Origin of the sequence: Brevibacillus sp. M2.1A, from assembly GCF_013284355.2 — a bacterium.
In the GTDB taxonomy this organism is placed as follows: domain Bacteria; phylum Bacillota; class Bacilli; order Brevibacillales; family Brevibacillaceae; genus Brevibacillus.
Map to the genome: position 1 here is coordinate 3909662 of NZ_JABSUY020000001.1, position 19807 is coordinate 3929468.

Genomic DNA, 19807 nt, shown 5'->3' on the forward strand with positions numbered 1-19807 from the left:
TACTTTTTGGGGGGAACAAAAGTGGACACCTGTCTCGTTTTGTCTCCTTTTGTACACTGGCTCACCGCATACCTTTGGACGGATAAGGGGTACGGCGAGGGACGAACTTTTGGAAATGGGTTATGTTTGCGAATAAAATAAGGAAGCCTCCGGTAACCTGTCGCAAACAAGTTAACCGAAGGCTTCTATGTAGCACGGTGTTTCTCCTTACCTCTCTTCCTTCCGCTTCCTTCTCAATACATGGCGTTCCTTCGCTTTTTCATACTGTATCCGCTCTTCTTCTGTACCAGGAATGACACCAGGCACGCTCGTCGGCTTTCCTTGATCGTTGAGGGCAATCATCGTCAGATACGCGCGTGCTGTCATCCGCTTTTCTCCGGTCAACAAGTTCTCCGCTTCCACTCTCACGAATACTTCCATCGATGTCTTATGTGTCCAGGTGACATAGGCCTCCAGGTTGATTGCTTCCCCCGTCTTGATTGGCGCTAGAAAATCAAAGGAATCGCTGGACGCAGTGACAACAGGCTTACGGCAATGCCGCATGGCTGCGATGCAGGCGATCTTGTCAACGTATGCCATGACTTTCCCGCCGAAAATGGTATGGTGGTGATTGGTATCCGGCGGCAAGACGAGATCAGTCAAAAAGGTTCTCGATTGTTGGATCGGTCGCGCTTCTGTCATCATTTGTGTGGCTCCTCTCATCGTGTGCACCTTCCCTACTGGGCTGTCAAACGACTCCGAATCGCTTTGGTTGCCGCAACCATGTTTCGCAATGACTGAACGGTTTCTTCTCTCCCTCTTGTCTTCAGCCCGCAATCCGGGTTAATCCAAAATTGATCAGGTGGAAGTACTTGTACACCTCGGGCTACCATATCTTCCATCTCAGAGACAGCTGGAACTCGGGGGCTATGGATATCGTATACGCCGAGCCCGATGCCTTTGTCATATGTACCTGTTTCGAACACTGACACGAGCTCTCCGTGGCTGCGGGAAGTCTCAATCGAAATCACATCGGCATCGAGCTCACTGATGACATCCATGAAATCATGGAATTCGCAGTAGCACATATGTGTATGAATCTGTGTGCTCGGCGCAACGGTAGAGGTCGCTAGACGAAACGCTCTGACTGCCCATTCGAGATAAGCGGCTTGCTCTTCTTTTTTGAGCGGAAGTCCTTCGCGCAGCGCTGGTTCATCGACTTGAATCATGAGAATCCCCGCTTCTTCCAAGGCTTCTACTTCCTTTCGCAATGCCAAGGCAATTTGTTCGCACACTTCTTCTCTGAAGACATCTACCCGAGCAAACGACCAGTTCAAAATGGTTGCTGGGCCCGTTAACATGCCCTTCATTGGTTTGTCGGTCAATGATTTTGCATACACACTTTCCTTGACCGTCATTGGTGCCACAAACTCTACATCTCCGTAAATAATAGGAGGCTTGACGCAGCGGGAGCCATATGATTGCACCCAGCCGTTTTTCGTGAACAAAAAGCCATCGAGCTTTTCGCCAAAATACTCAACCATATCTGTTCGTTCGAACTCACCATGGACCAGGACATCCAGTCCGAGCTCTTCTTGGATCTCGATCCATTCCTTGATTTGCGCCTGAATGAAAGCATCGTATTGCTCCACTGACCAACTCCCTTTTTTAAACTGTTGTCGGGCTTGGCGAACCTCTGCCGTCTGCGGGAAGCTTCCGATTGTGGTAGTTGGCAGCAGTGGCAACTTCCACGTATTTTGTTGAATCTGTCGACGTTCGGGATAAGGAACACTTCTTTCAAGTTTTGCAGTAGCGATTTGACGTAAAGCATTCTTTACTTCTCCCCGATTCCTCGCTGGGGATAATGCTAGCCTCAGCAAGTCCGCTTCATTTTGGGCGATCTCTTTTGATATAACATACTTACCGTATCGGAATCCTTGGACTAAAAGCTGTACTTCCCCCAGTTTTTCGTCAGAAAACGCCAATGCAGGCATGACTTCCTCTGGCAAACCGCTCTCTGCCTCAACCGTCACCGGTACATGCAACAAACTACTGGACGGCTGCAGCCACAGCTTTTCGAGCGGAACAATCTCGGAAATTTCTTTGACCAGCTCCCATTTCTCCTCAATGGATGCACGCCATATGTTTCGACCGTCGATGATTCCCGCTGCGAGAATCTTGCCTGCTGGAAACCCGTGTTTTTTCAGATTGGTTAGATTTCGCTTCGCTCCGTGTACAAAATCAAGACCGATTCCCTTTACCGGTAAGGAAACCAGCTCCTCATACCAATCCACTGCTTCAAAATAGGTTTGCAGCATGCACTGCAGATGTGGTAGAGCTTGACCCATTTGCGCATAGATACGCTTGATGAGGGCGCGTTCTTGCTCCGAAACATCCAGTACAAATGCAGGCTCATCGATTTGCACCCATTCCACACCGTGCAGCTCCAACTCCTGGAGAACGTCTATGTAGAGCGGTACGAGTTGATCCACGACGATCTCCAATTCGTTTTTCTCATATCCTTTGGACAATTTGACAAACGTATACGGGCCTACAATGACGGGCTTTCCGATGATGCCATACTTTTCTTTGGCCTCCAAATATGCCTGGAGAGGCTTGTTCTCGGTTATGGTTGGTTGTCGTTCCCCGAATTCCGGGACGATATAATGGTAGTTCGTGTTAAACCATTTCGTCATTTCGCTGGCGACAGCTTCTTTCGAACCGCGAGCCATGGCGAAGTATGTCGCTAATGAAACCGGGCCGCCCTCGTATTCATAGCGCTTGGGGACCAATCCAAACATCACAGCCATATCCAGCATGTGATCGTAGTACGTAAAGTCACCTACAGGGATCAGCTCGACCCCTTTTTCCTGCTGAACCAACAGGTTTTGGTGACGGATTTGCTCCATTTGCTGAACCAGGCTTGCCTCATCGAGGGTGCCAGCCCAAAATGCTTCCAATGCCTTTTTCCACTCGCGGTTCTTCCCGATCCGTGGATATCCCAAATTGCTGCTTTTCATGAGCTTCCTCTCCATTCTTCATTCGATCCTGACTTGAATCCGCCCAATAAAAAAGGCATCTCCAACGATCAAAAAGAACGTTAGAAATGCCAAATAAGCACTGAGATCACAGCATCCTAACACCTCCCTATCTCCCGTAGGTTAAGCAGTGTCGTCGAAACAGGCAGGTCTCCTGACTTTGGGATCATCATCTGCACATGCCTTCCCAATCCGTTTGGATCAGTGGCTGATAAATGTGCCGACTCCCCACATACAGTGGCGGGACCGTGTCGGATTCTCACCGACTTCCCTTTTCATCCTTGGTCGAGCTTGATAACCAAAGAACCTGTTCCCACTCTTATGAAATTGTCATGGTTCTGTGAAGTGCCCCCTTAAACGAGCAGGGCAGCATACTGTTCATACAGTAACACAGATTCCATTTTTTGTCATACTAAAATCTAAAATCATCGTCCGTCAATGGTTCTACGTTTAGCGTGCGGACATAACCATTTCCTTTTTTCGAGAAGAAGTCATGCTGCTTCGTCTGCGTACGAATTCCGTTCAGCACGATTGGGTTCACTTCTTCCTCCGGGAAAAGCGGGTCCAGCCCCAAATTCATCAATGCCTTGTTCGCGTTGTAGCGCACGTAGGCATGAACCTCGTCAGCCAATCCGATTTCCGTATACAACGAAGTCGTATAGGCCTCTTCATTTTCTTGCAGCTCATGCAAAAGGGCATACAGCTCCTCTTTTGCTGCGGTCTGCTCGACCACACTCAGACCTTGATAGACTTCTTGCGCGAGAACGCCGACATAGAGTCCATGGATGCTCTCGTCGCGAACAATCAAATCGATAATTTCCCCGCTGCTTGTCATCTTTCCTTGACCCGCCAAATAGAGCGGATAGAAGAAGCCGCTGTAAAACAGATAACTTTCCAGGAAGACGGACGCTACCATCGCCATATACAAATCTTTCGGTTTCTCAATTTCTTGATAGCGTTTCGAGATGAGGGCCGCTTTCTTTTGCAGATGTGGATTATTTTCTACCCACGAAAAAATACCGTCAATCTCTTCTGTCGATGCCAGCGTGGTAAAAATACTGCTGTACGATTTGGCATGGATTTGCTCCATCATGCCCATGAAGGCGAGAACCGCTTTTCTTTGCAGTCCATCGACATGCTCCATGATTTTCGGCATCCCTACTCCACCTTGAACCGTATCCAGCAAGGTGAGACCGCCCAATACTTTTTTATACGTGTCCCGTTCAGTTGCACTGAGCTCCATCCAGGCCATCTTGTCATCTGATAGCGGAATCTCATCATCCGTCCAGAACTGCATGATGTTTTGATTCCAAAACGTCATCGTAAAATCGTCGTCCGGCCTGTTCCAATTGACTGCTTTCATATGGCGTTCCTCTTCTCTTTTTGCTTGATGCTTTTCCTTTATGAATCGCGTTCACTAAACCGCGCAGCTAATGCACTCTTCTACAGTCAAATGCTTCGTACGCGTATAGTAGAGTGACTTCAGACCTTTTTTCGCTGCGTAAATGTAATAGCGAGCCAGTTCTCTGGTTGAAATGTTGCTGTTCACGTGCAGCACAGTCGATATTCCTTGGTCGATGTGCTCTTGAATTTCGGCAATCAGATCAATTACTTTGAATTGATCGATCACATATGCCGATTTGTAGTAAAAATAGTTTTCCTGCGACAAGTACGGCATCGGGTAATACGTCGTAGAGTTGGCATACGTTCTCGTTTCGATATGCTCAACGATTGGCATCACGCTAGAAGTCGCATTCTGAATGTAGGAAATGCTCTGTGTCGGTGCAATCGCCAAACGATACGCATGGTAAACGCCATGCTTTTGCACCTTTTGCTGTAGCTCCGCCCAATCCTCTGGCGTCGGAATGTGCATTCCTTCAAAGAGAAGCTTTGCTTTTTCCGTCCGTGGGCTGTAGTCATTCGTCACGTACTTGTTAAAATAAGTGCCCTTTGCATATTCCGATTGTTCAAAGCCCAAGAAGGTCTTGCCTGTTTCCTTGGCAATTTCCATGCTTTTTTCCAAGGAGTAGAAGTTCATCATCATGAAAAACGTACGGGCGAAATCTCTCGCTTCTTCACTTTCGTAAGCGATTTTGTTCTTTGCCAGATAACCGTTCAGGTTCATCGCACCGAGACCTACTGAGTGCAGCTCGCGGTTAGCCTTTTGAACGCCTGGAGCGTTTTCTACACGCGTCATGTCACTTACGGCTGTAATGGCTTCGATTCCTTCGTGGACAGATTCACGGATCATTTTGCGTTCCATCACGTTGACAATATTGAGCGATGCCAGATTGCAGCTAATATCGCGACGGATGATGTCCATCTCGCCGTAATTGGTGATCGTCGAAGTCTCCTGCAGCTGGAAGATTTCCGTGCACAGGTTGGACATTTTCACCGAGCCGAGATCTTTCAGGGCATGATTGTTGTTCGCATTCGTTTTGTTCATGATGTACGGATAGCCTGATTCCATTTGGATCATCGCGATTTTGGTCAACATCTCGCGTGCGCTCATCACGGTCTTTTTCTTGATGCGATCGTTTGCCAGGAGCTCCTCGTACATGTCATCGAGGTCCATATCATCCAGATGCACGCCGTATTCTTTGTACACGGAGTACGGAGCAAACACAGTCAGTGGCTTGTTTTCCTCAGCCAGCTTGTAGAAAACGTTTGGTACGATCAGGCCGATGGACAACGTTTTGATGCGCGCTTTTTCATCTGCATTGATCTTTTTGCAATCGAGAAACTCGTTGATATCCCAGCCGAAAATGTTGTAGTACGCTGCACCTGAGCCTTTGCGTTGGCCCATTTGATCCGCGTAGGAAAATGCATCTTCCAACAACTTGAGGACTGGCATGACACCTTTTGCCGCGCCCTCGACGCCTTTGATCGGCTCTCCTCGTCCGCGGAGCTTGGACAGGTTCACGGCTACCCCGCCGCCAATTTTGGATAACTGCATACAAGTGCCCAAAATAAAGTTGATAGAGTTCAGTGAATCATCCATTTCGAGCAAGAAGCAGGAGACCATTTCTCCACGGCGGCTTTTGCCTGCGTTCAGGAAAGTTGGTGTCGCTGGTTGCAAACGTTGGTCCATCATGGATACTGTTAAACGCTTGGCGAGCTCAAAGTCACCTTGTCCAAGGGACAGTGCCACAACGGCCACCCGGTCTGGGTACTGCTCCAAGTACATCGATTTATCGTTCGTTTTCAAGGCGTAATCTTTATAAAATTTGGAGATAGCCATATACGAAGCAAATTGAAAATCAGCGTCATAGGCCAAACGGAAAACTTCATCAACCTGCTCAACCGTGTATGTTTCATAGACGTTTTCATAGAAGTCATTCTCGATCAAATAGTCCATGCGTTCTTTGACACTGTTAAAAGTCATCGTGTTGGACTGCACTTCTTCCATGAAGACCGCAACCGCTTCCCGATCCTTTTCCAGTTGATAAAATCCGTCGTTGCCACGCTGCATCAGTTCGTTGTTCAGTTCAATATGCCGCAATTGCTGCCACCCCACTCGTAAATTGTTCCACGTCACGGCCGGTACCGGACAGTTCAAATTTAGAAATCACCGGAACGCCATATTGGCTCGCGATCGTATCCGCGCTTTTGGCAAAGCTGGTTCCCCAGTTGCGGTTGCCGCTGGCAGATACTCCGCGCAGATGGACATGATTTCGCTTCAGGAACGTCGCCACCTTCTCCGGCACTTGTCCGAATCCCGTCGTGTATGTGACCAAAATGAATGGCTCGTCCAGCACCATATCTTGATTAATTTCCACATGTGGCAAATTAATTTTGTTGACGAATCTTCGGACGTTTCCTGTTTTTGAATCATAAGCGATTAGCATGTCCCTCATCCTATCCTACTATTTTTACTCTGTATGTATGTTATTTAGCCAAAGTAAAAGCGCATCCGACGTTTACATGCCGAATGCGCGTGATGACTTCCATCTAGCAATTCGCCAATGCGAATTGAGCGCTCGAACACTTCCCTATCTCCCGTAGGGTAAACAGTGCAAGCGGTTAGGCAGGTCTCCTGGCTTTTGGATCATCGCTCCATTTACACCTTCCCGATCCTTCAGGATCAGTGGCATTTTTTCGCAAATGGAACTCTCTCATTACAGTGGCGGGACCGCGTCGGATTCTCATCGACTTCCCTATTAAGTCTACCAAATCTGGCTGGCAAACACCTTACCGCATCAATATGTAGTTGGTAAAACTTACTTTACCTCAATATATCGTAGGAGTCAAGCTCAGTATGGGCTCTTTTCGAAAACTAACTATTCTCCTTTTTCGGCTATTGCCAATCTCTGGTTCTCGTTCATATAATAGATTTTGTGCGTGCTGGTTAGCCTTGGGGAGATTGGAGAGTAGCCTTCATGAAAAGCACCGACTATCAACCTGTCGTCATTCCTCGTTCATACAGTAAAAACATGACCTATCAAGAGCGAGACTATCACATTTTCGTAAGTATACCTGCTGATCCCGCTCCGGAATCAGGTTTTCCCGTCATATATTTGCTAGACGGCAACTCTGTTTTTGCCACCATGACCGAAGCGATACGGATACAATCACGTGGCCCTGAACGAACTGGTGTGTATCCTGCTATCGTCGTCGGGATTGGCTATCCAACGGAGGGTCCGTACCATCCTGCCCGTTTCTTTGATTACACATATGAAGTTCCAGCCTCAGAGCTTCCTTGCAACCCAAGTGGTACAGAGTGGCCTCAGATGGGGGGAGCGGAGCAGTTCCTCACCTTTTTGGAGGAGGATCTCAAGCCTAGCATTGAAAATGACTTCCCCATCGATCGGACGCAGCAAGCGATTATTGGACATTCGCTAGGTGGCTTGTTTGTTTTGCATGTACTTTTGACCAAACCACATGCTTTTCAACGTTATATAGCTGGCAGTCCCTCGATTCATTGGAATGAGAGCGTGCTGCTTGCGAAGGAGAGTCAATTACCGAAGCTGCTGACAGATGATCTCGACGTCCATGCGCTCCTCACCATTGGGGAGTTGGAAAACGATGGCCGGTTCTTGGTCAAAGAAAAATCCCTGGCGATGGTCGAACGATTATCCTCCATGGGTAAAGGTCAAATCAAGGCTTCCTTTAAAGAATTTGCTGACGAAAATCATTCGTCTGTTTTGCCAGTCCTCATTAGCTATGGACTCAAATTCGCTACGAAAAAAACTGCCCGCTAAAAACGGGCAGTTTTTGTTTATCATGATTTGCTTACTGTAGTGATAACACTCTGGTGATTTGGGGCAGCTCTTCGATGGCGGAAACAATCGTCGGTGTAATCTCTTCATCAGTCACAGAGACAAGCAGGGCATTCTTCCCTTTTTGCTCGCGCGATACATTCAACTTGGAAACATTGATTTCATACTCGGCCAGTTTTCGTGAGACATCATAAATCACGCCTGGATAATCGATATGGTGAACCAACAATCCATGGGCCCCTGGAGGTATGCGACACGCACAGTAGTTGATTTCACTGATGTACACTTCTCTCCAGTCTTGCGCAAAGGTGTACTTGTTCGCTCCAACACGCAAAATCGCCAAATGATTCGCATATTCGCCGGAGCTGTGTTGGACAGGAACCTTCATTCCGAGTCCTTCCACTAGCAGTGTTGCGATTTCCTCTTTATTCTCATGAGCAAGAATACTTAATTGTGCACCCGCTAACTCTGGCTCGAGTCTTCGAATCAGTTCAGCCAGCTCACGCAGTCCAGCATATTGGGTCATGTGATGCCTTCACTCTCCCAGTCAGGTTTATCCTTGTTATTACGGTAGAATCCATGCTTCCGGCTCTTTCTTGATGGAGGATTCGTTATCGGCACGATACCAAGCCGTCAACGTTTGCCCATCTTTCGTAAAGTGGATTCGGTAAATGGTATTGCCTTTTCCGCTGTTGGTAAAAGGACTTTCCTCCAGCGGAACCGCTGTCACTCCACCCGCGTTTACAACCCCGCCGTTCTCCTTGATGACGTTTTGGATCGTCGCCATATGCTCTTTACCCATGGAGGCCATCCCGAAATAAGAGATGATCGCCAAGAGAACTGCTCCCGCCAAAAATGAAACGATAATCACTTTTGATTTTTTCGTAGCATCCACCGAGTGCTTCCCCCGTCTATGTCTATCTTAGTTCTCTTTATCGACTAAGCGTACCTTGTCAATCGTCCCTCCACCCAAGCATACTTCTCCATCGTAGAAGACAACAGCCTGACCAGGTGTCACTGCTTTTTGCGGCTGATCAAATACAACTTCTACGTTGCCATCCTCCAGCAGGTGAACGGTTACTCCCTGATCTGGCTGACGATAACGGAATTTGGCTGTACAAGAAAACGTTTCGGAAGGCTTCTTATCACTGACCCAGCTCACGTTGGTCGCCAAGAGACTCTTCGAGTACAGGCGGATATGATCAGAGCCTTCACCAACGATCAGGACATTCCGTTCCAGATCTTTGTCTACAACAAACCAAGGCTGTCCGCTCGTGCCATGACCTCCGCCAATCCCTAAGCCTTGTCGTTGACCCAATGTATAGTACATCAGTCCGTCGTGCGTACCGATGACTGCTCCATCTACGGTCTCAATATTTCCTGGTTTGGCAGGTAAGTAGTTTTGCAGGAACTCGCGGAAGTTGCGCTCCCCAATAAAGCAGATCCCAGTACTGTCCTTCTTTTTCGCTGTATAAAGTCCTGCTTTCTCTGCAATCTCCCTTACTTGCGGTTTCGGAAGATGACCGATCGGGAACATCGTTTTGGAAAGCTGTTCTTGGCCCAGTACATTCAAGAAGTAAGTCTGATCCTTGTTGTTGTCAGCGCCGCGAATCAGCTTGTACTCGCCATCGATGTACTTGACCTGCGCGTAATGGCCGGTAGCAATATAATCCGCCCCCAGATCCATGACCTTGGCGAGAAGCTCACCGAACTTGATTTCACGGTTGCACATGACATCCGGATTCGGTGTACGTCCTCGTTTATATTCATCCAAGAAATACTGGAATACCTTGTCCATGTATTCTTTTTCAAAGTTTACCGTGTAATATGGAATGCCGATCTGTTCACAGACGCGCCGGACATCCTGGAAGTCTTCTTCCGCCGTGCAGTGGCCGAATTCATCGGTATCATCCCAGTTTTTCATGAAGATGCCGATGACGTCATATCCCTGTTGCTTAAGCAGGTAAGCCGTCACGGAGGAGTCGACTCCGCCGGACATGCCGACAACGACGCGTGTATCTTCTGGTCGCTTCATAAGTCTTTCTCCTCTTATTCAATTTGTCCCCTTACAGATTACCATGTTTCGCAAAACAAATCATGTTTTGTTGCACTTTTGCCCGATAGAATGAAAAAACGCCTGACGCATAGGTGGCGCCAGACGTTTGATAGCAAGGTTATGCCTGCGAAGATTCATCCTTGATTTCCGCGCGATATCCCTCGATGCTTTCTTCACGACGCTGATTTTTCGCTTCGAGGGTTGATTTTTCCTCTGCAGAAATCTCTCCAGCATGAGCCGTCAGGTAATCTTCGGACTCACGAATGTTCTCTTCCGTATTGGAAATCATCTGTTGAAGTTTTTCTGCGTTGTCAGAACGGTCATCCGGCTTCGCCATAATCGATACGCCTCCTACAAAGGGTTATATTCAACACCTTTACCATTGTGCGCCAATCATGGTTTCTTTATGTACCCGTGTTATAATAGAAGAAACGGATTAAACGAAAAAGAGGGTTTCACCTATGGCTTCCTTAGATTTGTTGGAAAGAAAGCTGCTTCGGATCATCTCTGATACAGATCCAGTCCGCCTGAAACGTCAATGGGTGAAGGGACAAAAGGTACCGGAATCCGAAGTGGAACAGCGCATGCGAATCGATCTTCTCTTGCGCAGACTCGACAAGCTCCCTGAGGCTAAGCGCCAAGAAGTGCTTGCGCTACTCAAGTGGTTTAGCTGGTAGAAGATTAGCGGATGGACGTTCCCAGACGCCACTGATCGTCTATCCGATTCATTTTCTTTATATCCACAATCGCATCATGATTCAGCGGTCCATAGATGTGTGGATACAGCAACCCGTCCTTCGCAGCCTCGTATTTGACTTCCGAAGTCGTTTTTGTTTCATCGACAACGAGTACATACAACTCCTCGTCAAACTGTGCATAGACGCGGTTTGCTACCTTTTCAAGCAGCTCGTCCCCTTTCGTCGCGTGAATAAAGCCTTCCTGCTCGTAATCGCGCGGCAAGTAGTGATCCTTGTCCATCCACTTTTCCCAGTATGCTTTTGGCACCATGCAGTAAATAATATTGTCTTGCATGTTTCTCCTCCGGTTTCGATTATTTTTTTGGCATTGCTTTGTTTAGGTGACGCATAGCTTTATCATAGAACATCTGCTCCATTCGTCCCTGATCATATCGCCATTGAACGAAGTTACGCAGAGCGTGCAAATCCACCCAGGCATCCTTTGCTTGCGGATCGCGGTCAGGTACCTCACCCGTTATTTCACCATCGTAGACAAGCTTCGCCATCTCAGTTGGATGCATACCGATCTGATAAGCGATTTGGTGCAATGCTATTTTCATGGAATCTCCCCTTGCTGTTCAAGGATACATCTTCTCTTCCGTCTATTGTCTATTGTGCCAGTCTTTTCGAATGATGCCAAGCCCCTAGCCCTACTCCCAAAGGATGTACCTTCCTCCCTTGCGTTTTGCTACAATGAACAGAGAATTTTAAGGAAGGGGCGGTATTCCATCATGTCAAAGCAACGAAATCAACCACGAAAGAAATGGTTCCAGCGAAAACGCATCTGGATTCCCCTTCTTTTCATGGCTTTCCTCTTTCTAGGCAACAGCTCTTATCTTGCAAAAGAGCCAGAAGGCGAGCCTTTTTTACTTGCTCACCGCGGGATGGCACAAACCTTTCATATGGAGAACATCACCAATGAAACTTGTACGGCGGAACGGATTTATCCACCGGAGCATCCGTACCTGGAAAATACGATTCCGTCCATGCAGGCAGCTTTTGATGCAGGTGCGGACGTCGTCGAGCTGGATGTACAATGGACCAAAGACAATCGATTCGCCGTGTTTCATGACTGGACGCTCGACTGTCGGACAAATGGCACCGGTGTCACGAGAGATTATACCTTGGCCGAATTACAACAACTCGACATTGGCTACCATTATACTGCGGATGAAGGGAAAACCTTCCCCTTCCGTGGAAAAGGGATTGGCATGATGCCCTCTCTCGATGATGTGCTACAAACATTCCCTAATCGCTCACTGCTTATCCATATCAAAAGTAATGACCCACTCGAAGGGAAAGCGTTGGCGGATGTTTTGGCGGCATTGCCTGCAAAACGACTGGCACAGCTCTCTGTTTATGGCGGTGACAAGCCAATCGAGACATTGAAACAACAACTGCCCCAGCTGCGTGTGATGTCTATGGCGACAATGAAAAGCTGCCTGATCCCGTACATAGCAGCAGGTTGGTCCGGATATGTACCAGAAGCCTGTGCACAAACCCAATTGCATATTCCCGATCAGATTGCCCCATGGCTCTGGGGTTGGCCGAATCGGTTCATGGCAAGAATGGAAGCAAAAGACACACGCGTGATCCTAGTCGCAGGCAGTGGAGATGTGTCGCAAGGCTTTGATGTTCCGACTGATTTAAAACGGGTGCCAGAAAGCTTTACAGGTGGAATATGGACGAACCGGATCGATCTGATTGGTCCAGCTTTTCACGAAAACGTAGAAAAATAATGAAACGGTTCTCAGACATATTCGTATATACTTATACGGAATAGACTTCCAACCTAACTAGGAGTGATTGATATGCTTAAGAAGCTTTTGAAAAATTTACTCGGTAATCACTCATCTTCGCATAAGTACCGGAAATACAGCAGCAGCGATTACAAACACCGCAGAAAGTATAGCTCTAGCAATCGGTACGGACATTCCCATTACGGCAGCTCTCATTATAAAAGAAAGCACTCCAGCCGTAGCTTCTTCAGCAGTTAAACAACTGTTTCACCAATGATTAGACAGCAAAACTCCGCTTATGCTAGCGGAGTTTTTTCATTACGCTCTCATGTCACCTTTGAATCTACCCATAATAATGGTGTTGTAGTAATTGCCATCAGAAAGGACCTTGTCGTTTTTGAGTACCCCTTCGATTTCAAAACCAAACCGTTTGTACAACTCAATTGCCTTCTCATTCTTTTCCATTACATTCAACGTCATTTTGGTAATGTGGTTGGCGTCTGCCCAGTCAACCGATTCTTGCAAGAGATTCTTCCCAATGCCATAACCCCAGAACTCTTGTAAAACACATACACCAAACTCTACTTTGTGGGCAAATCTGTTTAAGTAAACGCCTGCACATCTGGAAAACCCGACAATCCGATCTTGAGTAACAGCCACTAAAAACAAATTTCTTGCACTTTCTGCATCCGTTTTGATGATGTGTTCGAATCCTTGCACATCGATGAAAGCCTCCCCTCTTTCTCTGTCCAAATTTTCAGTCTCACCATCGATTTGCAGTCGCAGTTCCGACATTTGTTGTGCATCTGTCTCCATTGCAGAGCGAATCGTGTAGGATAACCCGTTCACAGAAAGTAGTTGTTGGCTGATGATCATCATTTTCTCCTATTGGTAAAATTTTGGTCTTTCATCTTATCACAGGTAGGGGTCTTTGTGAATCTTCTCTATTTCTAAGGATAAAGAAAAAATCACATTGTGTTTACATAATATTTATTATGTCCATTTATACGACATACTGAGGATATGCTACAATAAGGAAAAGGAGCGTGCTCGCATGAATTTTTCCAAGTCATTTTATTATACGGTCGACCATTCCAAGGTAGAGGAATATAAGAAGATGCTCGATCTCATGAAAATCCCCTACATCGTGGAAGCACCGATTGTCTTGCTGAATCAAGGAGCGAATGAATACTCCTTCGTTTTTCCTAACATGTCAGGTCGCCTTTATGGAATGGTGAGCAAGTTATTTCAAGCGGATGGAAAGCCGTATTTGAAGAATGAAACATAGGCAAAAAAAAAGGACCCAATGATTGGGTCAAAATAGGAAGTGGAGAGAATGCATGCTATGTTATATATTCTAACATCGAAAATTCGAATGTCAACCAAACTTTCGAATTTTCTGCGTTTTCATGTTAAGTTTTGTGACACATCCTCTTCTTTGTGCAAAGAAAGGAAAGAAACCTTACGATGAGTCGATTTTCATGTAAGGTTTCTATACGTTCCCTTATGCATGTACATTGATAATTTTCTCCATCTCGATCCATTGACTACCCGTCTGGTTTGCTAATTGAACACGTCTCGCCTTTGGGTCTACCCATTTGACCACACCCCACATGCTACAGGTATTCCCCCGCTCCCCCTCAAAGGACACACACCAGCTCACATTCAAGGGGTAATTCTCTCTTGCAGAATCTCGCAGCATGTACATAAATGCCTCTCTTTCTTCGTTCGTTACTTCAAGATTGCCGTTAGCCACACCTTTCCACCCGCCTACCTACGAACATTTGTAATCCAGATACCCATCCTGTGTGGGAAATTGTATTTACATTATAGGAAATGAGAACATAAGTTCGCAACCCTTTTTTCAATATTGTCCTGCCAAGTCTCACAAATTGCTTTATTTAGGAAGAATCTCTAAGAAAAAAGCCGTTCTCCCATTGGTCTTGGAAAACGGCTCTTGCTTTTAGCTTGATAGTTCCTGTGGTTGATGCTGCGGTCTTTTCTCGACCAGCTCCAAAAACTTTCCGAAGGTAGAAGCGAGTATTTGCTGAAAAAGCATACCGAGAACAACAGGAAGAGCAACTGGCGCCGGAAAGTACGTGATTGCCATAACTGCCCCTGCACTAATGTTTCGCATTCCACTGTTGAAGGTTAACGTGACAATCACATCACGTTCCCATCCGAATAGCCTTGCGATCCCCCATCCCATTACATAACCCGAAATGGCTACTACGAGTACGAGGACCGCCATTCCTACCAGTTTAGCATCCATCATATGAAAGTAAGATGAGACCATCGAGCTGTTGATGGCGACGACAACACCCATACCCATCTTGGAAAATGGCGCTAATTTTGGTGCCAGCGTTTTTTTGACGTTCCCTTTTGACAAATGATTGAGCAGCATTCCCACAAGAGATGGCAACACGATCATATAAAATAAACCCTTCATCAGCTCTGCCAAATCCATCTCGACGGTAGCCCCCAAAAACAAGGACATCCCCAACGGAACAATCAGTGGGGAGAGCATCGTATCCAACAAAATAATGGATAGCGTCAGTGCGATATTCCCGAAATAAATCGATGACCACAAAAAGCTCGTGATCCCTGTGGGAATTAAGGCAGCCAACAAGAAGCCCGTGATGACATGGATATCATCTGGATAAAACAACCGCGCCATCGACCAAGCAACAAGCGGCATTAGTGCATGGAGAATCAACAAGTTGACGATTAAGGGGAGCGGTCTGGTCAGTACTTTTGCAAATTCTTTAAATCCTGAACCGAGACTGCCCGCAAATGTCATGAAGGCAAACACCCAAGGGGACAAAAAAGCAAACGGTTGCAAATGTGTCCCGGCTAAAACGCCAATAGCAACACTGCTCGGCGTTAGTATGGGCATGATTTTCTCAAGCGATCGATTCAGTTTGGCTAACCCGTTCATTTGATACACCTCAAGTCTCGTCCTTTGATGCTAGTGATGTGAGGTATGTTATCATGAACAGATTATTGTTACAAGACCAAAGTTCATTATTAGATTACTTACGCATCATTTATTCGAATTTCACCTTGCATACTTTCATACATGGGAGTAAAGGCTATGACGGAAAGGAGGTATTTTATGAACGGAATGGATTGGGTAGAATTTATCCGAAAAACCGAAGATAAGATGTATCACCTCCATCGAGCGATAGATGGAATCTGTAATGATCCCGACTATAAGGAATCCGTTACGACCTTGACGGAAGTGGTAAGAGATTATCAAGTCCTCGTGGAAAAAGCCAAGGGTGAATTACGCGGCATCGACCTCCATCGAGATCGAGAACGAGATCGAGAACGCGCGCATTATTACGATCATGATCACCACTAGCTTATATAGACTCCCAGTCAGGGGGTCCTTCTTCGTTTTCAATCACATAATTTTCATTCGATTTTAATTATTCCACCAAAAAGAGACAACAAGAACCTCACTCTACCCATGTAGTATGTGAGGTTTGAGAAATCCGCTAGCCTTTCATTTTCTTTTCAATTTCTTTTAAGGATTTCTTCTTCTGGCATGCCGCCTTTACATCGGTTGGCCACCGTTCGTCACTCAGCCTTTGTAAATCTTTTATCAATCGCTTATCAGCTGTCACATGAATATTGGCTTCTGGGAAGGCCTCTTTTAATTTCTTTCCGACTTCCTTTTGAATCGATTCCATCTTGAACCGATTAAAATTCGTTACTTGAATAGCCACATCGAGATCTTTATCGATTTGCACAACCACTATTTTGTCAATGCCCTTCACGCTAGCTGTAATTGATCTCGCCCGATCTTCCCATTGATAATGTCTGACGGGAACAGGCATGCACAACGGCTCCGCTTCCGCTTTTTTCTTCGTCTCTGTACCAGATTTCTTTGTTTCCGTACCAGATTGCTTTGTACACCCCGTTACGGTCAAAGCAAAAGCTAGGGTCAGCACCACGAAAGTTGCACGCACAAAAAACACCTCCTGACCAAAATCACCTGTTACTAGCTTGACCTTGAATGGAGGAAGTATGTAAAGAAAAAAAGCGGTGACTCTTCTGCATAATTTGAGTCACCGCGGACCCCAAGAACATTTCGAGTCCTATGTACAAGGATATAAAAAATCGCATCGAAACGCGATAGGAGATAATTGGATATGAAACGGACCAAAAAAAAATCCCAACCAACAAAAAGTGGTTGGGGCGTACGGGGTAGTACGCGTATGTCATACGTGAATGATATAATCATATAGGACTTGTTTTCTGTTGACAACGAGCAATAATAGGTACATTTACCTATGAATGGAATAAAAAAATGGCGCCGACTTTGACTGCATCAATTAGTCGGACGCGTGGAATAGAATCCCCAAGGTTGGATTATACTAGCTAGCTTGGATTACTTTTCTATTATCTTGAAAACTCTTCGTTCACGCTATGCGAAAATAATGGTAACAGGTGAAAATATTACCTATAAAACTTGATCGACCATGGAACCTTCCGCTGAAATGTGTTAATTGCTTCAAAAAATTCAGCCAAAAGTTGCTAATCGTGTTATGATATCCCTGTAAATTCTTGAGGAGTTGAGATGATGAACAGAGAGCAATGGACAGCGGTTGATCACTATTTTACGGATAAATTACTGGAAGCCGATTCCGTTCTGGACACAGTTCTTCAAGTGAATGCAGCTGCAGGTCTTCCAGCTATTGATGTAGCACCCAATCAAGGTAAATTCCTTCATCTATTAGCACGGATTCAAGGCGCTCGTTCGATCCTGGAAATTGGCACTCTTGGTGGATACAGTACCATCTGGCTAGCCCGGGCACTTCCTGAAGATGGTCGTCTCATTACTCTCGAATATGATCAGAAGCATGCTGAAGTTGCGCAATCGAACATTACCCGCGCAGGGCTGGATCAGATTGTAGAAGTGAAGATCGGACTTGCCCTTGATTCTCTCATCCAACTGCACGAAGAAAATCAGGGTCCTTTTGATTTTATTTTTATCGATGCAGATAAAAAAGGAAACCCCGATTATTTCCAATGGGCATTGAAGCTCTCTCGCAAAGGCACTGTGATTATCACAGATAATGTTGTACGAAGTGGTCAAGTTGTGGACGAAACAAACACGGATCCTAATATTGTCGGTGTACGTCAATTCACCGATATGGTTGCTGAAGAGCAACGTGTCAGTGGAACCGTTGTACAGACAGTTGGCAGCAAGGGCTATGATGGCTTTGCGATCATGCTTGTCACCGGGGAGAACTAGTCTTCTTCACTTTCAGAGGTAGTAACGAGTAGGAGTGTGTACATCTTGTTTAGGCTGGATTTACCTAGCTTTATGCTCATCGCTAATGTCATTTTGGTTCTCACAGTACTGTCGATGATTATCAAAGTGTTGGTGAAGAGAGAATAGCTGATGTTTTTCGGAGGTGCTTTTCCTTGGAACCATTGCGTGATCAGTCCCTTGCTTTACGAGAAGTAACAGAGGCAGATCTCCCCATATTTTTCACTCAGCAATTAGACAAATCTGCTCATGAGATGGCGGCCTTTACTGTCAAGGACCCGGAAGATAGAGACGGATTCACCGCTCATTGGACAAGGATTTTGAACAATGATTCGATTGTGAAAAAAGCCATTGTCATGAATGGGCAGATTGTCGGAAATGTTTCGTGCTTTGAACTGTTTGGCTTGCCTACGATTGGATACTGGATAGACAAAAGCTTTTGGGGCAAAGGAGTCGCGACAAATGCACTTACTCTCTTTTTAGAGGAACTCCGAACACGTCCTGTATATGCGCGTGTCGCCCATGACAACATCGCGTCCATTCGTGTGTTGGAAAAAAACGGTTTTCAGCCTTTCGGTGTAGATCGGGCATTTTCGGAAGCACGAGGCGTAGAAGTGGAAGAACTCATTCTGATTAAACACACATGAGGTCTGAAGCGCTTACCGTGAGCGCTTCTCCTCTTTTTATCCAACGATCATTTCTAAATCGAACGGGAACATCCTATATGCAATCAACGATCTCTACCATGCACTTAGAAACCGAACGCCTCATCATCCGTCCTTACGCAGAAGTTGATTTGATGGAATCTTTTGAACTCATGCAAAACCCAAAGTTGTTTACCTGGCGTTCTCGATTTTCTGACTCCAGAAAAAGAGCTCTATGATTTAATCGGACGGGATTATTGGGGGAACGGCTACGCTTTTGAAGCTGCCTCCGCTCTTACTGCGTACGCATTTGATGTAATCGGATTGGATCGGTTGTACGCAAAAGCACACCCAGACAATAAAGCATCGCGGCGCATCATTGAGAAACTCGGCTTCTCGTTTGAACGCGTTTTGGATGGCCTGACCGGGGACGACGAGGACTGCAACGGTGAGTGGTTGTATGTTTTGACGAAATAAACAAGCCATTCATTCAAAAGCTTCGTCAAAATCTTCCTACATGTGTTATAATAAAAGAACAGTATTCTCTTCTAACGGAATTTCTGAATAACCCACACAATTACATGCGGTAGTTCTAAAGATGATCCCCTGAATCAACGAGGATCATCTTTTTTGTTCTTTCTAGTAATTATCACATGACGAAAGGTTGTAGATGATATGGAAGCATTGCCTTGCCATGGCTGTAAAGGATTGTGCTGTGGTCCTGTTCCCATTACAGAGAAGGAATTTAAAATGATATACAAGAAATTGAAAGCGTTTCCAAAAAAGCTCCGTGACGACCTGGAAAATCAACCGAGACTGTTTGGGACTTGTATCTTCTACGACATGCAAAAAGATCAGTGTGGCATTCATAGCGTTCGACCGGAAGTGTGTCGCGCTTTTGGATATCACAGAGACCTTGTCTGTTTTCGTAAACCAGAATTGGCAACGAAGGAAACGCTAACCTTCAAGGAGAAAGCGATTGGGTATTTGAGTATTGATATTACTTGGAAGCATTTTTAAAGAATGGAGCTATAAGATGTGCGGTTTTGGTTTGAAAATTAGTTCCAGACTCAACGTCAGCATGAAGCAAAACATGGATCTCAACTGAATAGTA

At 45.9% G+C, this 19807-nt stretch carries 25 protein-coding genes and 2 riboswitches; of the genes, 10 read left to right on the top strand and 15 right to left on the bottom strand.

Annotated elements, in window-relative coordinates; all coding sequences use genetic code 11:
• Positions 1 to 207 precede the first annotated feature (207 nt).
• The 5 genes from HP567_RS18760 to nrdI form a co-directional block, all read right to left on the bottom strand.
• On the bottom strand, positions 208 to 702 hold the full coding sequence (locus HP567_RS18760; RefSeq protein WP_173607768.1) for an acyl-CoA thioesterase: 495 nt from the start codon (positions 700 to 702) through the stop codon (positions 208 to 210).
• Positions 703 to 716: 14 nt separating this feature from the next.
• Positions 717 to 2999 carry a 5-methyltetrahydropteroyltriglutamate--homocysteine S-methyltransferase gene (gene metE, locus HP567_RS18765; RefSeq protein ID WP_173607769.1) on the bottom strand — a complete coding sequence of 761 codons (2283 nt, stop codon included), beginning with the start codon at positions 2997 to 2999 and terminating at the stop codon, positions 717 to 719.
• Positions 3000 to 3144: 145 nt separating this feature from the next.
• Positions 3145 to 3343: riboswitch (cobalamin riboswitch) on the bottom strand.
• An 86-nt stretch (positions 3344 to 3429) separates the two neighbouring features.
• Entirely contained in the window at positions 3430 to 4380 is a 951-nt protein-coding gene (nrdF, locus tag HP567_RS18770) for a class 1b ribonucleoside-diphosphate reductase subunit beta (protein WP_087350004.1), read from the bottom strand.
• Between the two features lie 54 nt (positions 4381 to 4434).
• Positions 4435 to 6519 (bottom strand): class 1b ribonucleoside-diphosphate reductase subunit alpha, encoded by a 2085-nt coding sequence (gene nrdE / locus HP567_RS18775; protein WP_173607770.1) that lies wholly within the window; start codon positions 6517 to 6519, stop codon positions 4435 to 4437.
• On the bottom strand, positions 6506 to 6865 hold the full coding sequence (gene nrdI, locus HP567_RS18780) for a class Ib ribonucleoside-diphosphate reductase assembly flavoprotein NrdI (protein WP_173607771.1): 360 nt from the start codon (positions 6863 to 6865) through the stop codon (positions 6506 to 6508). The genes nrdE and nrdI overlap by 14 nt, the downstream gene beginning before the upstream one ends.
• A gap of 161 nt (positions 6866 to 7026) precedes the next feature.
• Positions 7027 to 7226, bottom strand: a riboswitch (cobalamin riboswitch).
• A 170-nt stretch (positions 7227 to 7396) separates the two neighbouring features.
• On the opposite strand from nrdI, the gene HP567_RS18785 reads away from it, so the two are divergent.
• Positions 7397 to 8218, top strand: a complete 822-nt coding sequence (locus tag HP567_RS18785) for an alpha/beta hydrolase (RefSeq protein WP_173607772.1) — start codon at positions 7397 to 7399, stop codon at positions 8216 to 8218.
• 31 nt (positions 8219 to 8249) lie between these two features.
• Here the strand turns inward: HP567_RS18785 and HP567_RS18790 are convergent, their stop codons facing one another.
• The 4 genes from HP567_RS18790 to tlp all read right to left on the bottom strand — a co-directional run bounded on the left by HP567_RS18790 (position 8250) and on the right by tlp (position 10629).
• Entirely contained in the window at positions 8250 to 8762 is a 513-nt protein-coding gene (locus HP567_RS18790) for an ACT domain-containing protein (protein ID WP_173607773.1), read from the bottom strand.
• 39 nt (positions 8763 to 8801) lie between these two features.
• Complete coding sequence (locus HP567_RS18795) at positions 8802 to 9131, bottom strand: hypothetical protein (RefSeq protein WP_173607774.1); 330 nt, start codon at positions 9129 to 9131, stop codon at positions 8802 to 8804.
• 27 nt (positions 9132 to 9158) lie between these two features.
• Positions 9159 to 10271 carry a tRNA 2-thiouridine(34) synthase MnmA gene (mnmA, locus tag HP567_RS18800; protein WP_173607775.1) on the bottom strand — a complete coding sequence of 371 codons (1113 nt, stop codon included), beginning with the start codon at positions 10269 to 10271 and terminating at the stop codon, positions 9159 to 9161.
• Between the two features lie 139 nt (positions 10272 to 10410).
• On the bottom strand, positions 10411 to 10629 hold the full coding sequence (gene tlp, locus HP567_RS18805) for a small acid-soluble spore protein Tlp (protein WP_173607776.1): 219 nt from the start codon (positions 10627 to 10629) through the stop codon (positions 10411 to 10413).
• Between the two features lie 124 nt (positions 10630 to 10753).
• Between tlp and HP567_RS18810 the strand changes: the two genes are divergently transcribed.
• Complete coding sequence (locus HP567_RS18810; RefSeq protein WP_056487845.1) at positions 10754 to 10969, top strand: hypothetical protein; 216 nt, start codon at positions 10754 to 10756, stop codon at positions 10967 to 10969.
• 4 nt (positions 10970 to 10973) lie between these two features.
• Here the strand turns inward: HP567_RS18810 and HP567_RS18815 are convergent, their stop codons facing one another.
• Together HP567_RS18815 and HP567_RS18820 are read right to left on the bottom strand one after the other, a co-directional pair.
• The gene (locus HP567_RS18815; RefSeq protein ID WP_173607777.1) at positions 10974 to 11324 is read right to left on the bottom strand and encodes a DUF952 domain-containing protein; all 351 of its coding nucleotides are present in this window, start codon (positions 11322 to 11324) and stop codon (positions 10974 to 10976) included.
• Between the two features lie 19 nt (positions 11325 to 11343).
• Positions 11344 to 11589 (bottom strand): hypothetical protein, encoded by a 246-nt coding sequence (locus HP567_RS18820; RefSeq protein ID WP_173607778.1) that lies wholly within the window; start codon positions 11587 to 11589, stop codon positions 11344 to 11346.
• Between the two features lie 171 nt (positions 11590 to 11760).
• Between HP567_RS18820 and HP567_RS18825 the strand changes: the two genes are divergently transcribed.
• Both HP567_RS18825 and HP567_RS18830 read left to right on the top strand, forming a co-directional pair.
• A complete protein-coding gene (locus HP567_RS18825; protein WP_173607779.1) occupies positions 11761 to 12768 on the top strand; it encodes a glycerophosphodiester phosphodiesterase family protein in 1008 nt (335 codons plus the stop codon).
• Positions 12769 to 12840: 72 nt separating this feature from the next.
• Positions 12841 to 13026 (top strand): hypothetical protein, encoded by a 186-nt coding sequence (locus HP567_RS18830; protein ID WP_083994995.1) that lies wholly within the window; start codon positions 12841 to 12843, stop codon positions 13024 to 13026.
• A gap of 60 nt (positions 13027 to 13086) precedes the next feature.
• Here the strand turns inward: HP567_RS18830 and HP567_RS18835 are convergent, their stop codons facing one another.
• Positions 13087 to 13644: a GNAT family N-acetyltransferase gene (locus HP567_RS18835; protein WP_173608362.1), complete on the bottom strand. Its 558-nt coding sequence runs from the start codon at positions 13642 to 13644 to the stop codon at positions 13087 to 13089.
• A 178-nt stretch (positions 13645 to 13822) separates the two neighbouring features.
• Here HP567_RS18835 and HP567_RS18840 point away from each other — a divergent pair, with 178 nt between their 5' ends.
• Positions 13823 to 14056, top strand: coding sequence for a hypothetical protein (locus HP567_RS18840; RefSeq protein WP_173607780.1), 234 nt, complete (start codon positions 13823 to 13825; stop codon positions 14054 to 14056).
• A gap of 216 nt (positions 14057 to 14272) precedes the next feature.
• Here the strand turns inward: HP567_RS18840 and HP567_RS18845 are convergent, their stop codons facing one another.
• Together HP567_RS18845 and HP567_RS18850 are read right to left on the bottom strand one after the other, a co-directional pair.
• Complete coding sequence (locus tag HP567_RS18845) at positions 14273 to 14524, bottom strand: YolD-like family protein (RefSeq protein WP_173607781.1); 252 nt, start codon at positions 14522 to 14524, stop codon at positions 14273 to 14275.
• Positions 14525 to 14731: 207 nt separating this feature from the next.
• Positions 14732 to 15706 carry a bile acid:sodium symporter family protein gene (locus tag HP567_RS18850; RefSeq protein ID WP_173607782.1) on the bottom strand — a complete coding sequence of 325 codons (975 nt, stop codon included), beginning with the start codon at positions 15704 to 15706 and terminating at the stop codon, positions 14732 to 14734.
• Positions 15707 to 15883: 177 nt separating this feature from the next.
• Between HP567_RS18850 and HP567_RS18855 the strand changes: the two genes are divergently transcribed.
• Positions 15884 to 16132: a hypothetical protein gene (locus HP567_RS18855; RefSeq protein WP_173607783.1), complete on the top strand. Its 249-nt coding sequence runs from the start codon at positions 15884 to 15886 to the stop codon at positions 16130 to 16132.
• 136 nt (positions 16133 to 16268) lie between these two features.
• Here the strand turns inward: HP567_RS18855 and HP567_RS18860 are convergent, their stop codons facing one another.
• Entirely contained in the window at positions 16269 to 16742 is a 474-nt protein-coding gene (locus HP567_RS18860) for a YhcN/YlaJ family sporulation lipoprotein (RefSeq protein ID WP_173607784.1), read from the bottom strand.
• Positions 16743 to 17353: 611 nt separating this feature from the next.
• Here HP567_RS18860 and HP567_RS18865 point away from each other — a divergent pair.
• The 4 genes from HP567_RS18865 to HP567_RS18880 all read left to right on the top strand — a co-directional run bounded on the left by HP567_RS18865 (position 17354) and on the right by HP567_RS18880 (position 19713).
• Positions 17354 to 18031: an O-methyltransferase gene (locus tag HP567_RS18865; RefSeq protein WP_173607785.1), complete on the top strand. Its 678-nt coding sequence runs from the start codon at positions 17354 to 17356 to the stop codon at positions 18029 to 18031.
• Between the two features lie 173 nt (positions 18032 to 18204).
• Complete coding sequence (locus tag HP567_RS18870) at positions 18205 to 18696, top strand: GNAT family N-acetyltransferase (protein ID WP_173607786.1); 492 nt, start codon at positions 18205 to 18207, stop codon at positions 18694 to 18696.
• Positions 18697 to 18858: 162 nt separating this feature from the next.
• Entirely contained in the window at positions 18859 to 19170 is a 312-nt protein-coding gene (locus HP567_RS18875) for a GNAT family N-acetyltransferase (protein WP_229088077.1), read from the top strand.
• Positions 19171 to 19368: 198 nt separating this feature from the next.
• The gene (locus HP567_RS18880; RefSeq protein ID WP_173607787.1) at positions 19369 to 19713 is read left to right on the top strand and encodes a YkgJ family cysteine cluster protein; all 345 of its coding nucleotides are present in this window, start codon (positions 19369 to 19371) and stop codon (positions 19711 to 19713) included.
• The last annotated feature ends 94 nt before the right edge of the window (positions 19714 to 19807 follow it).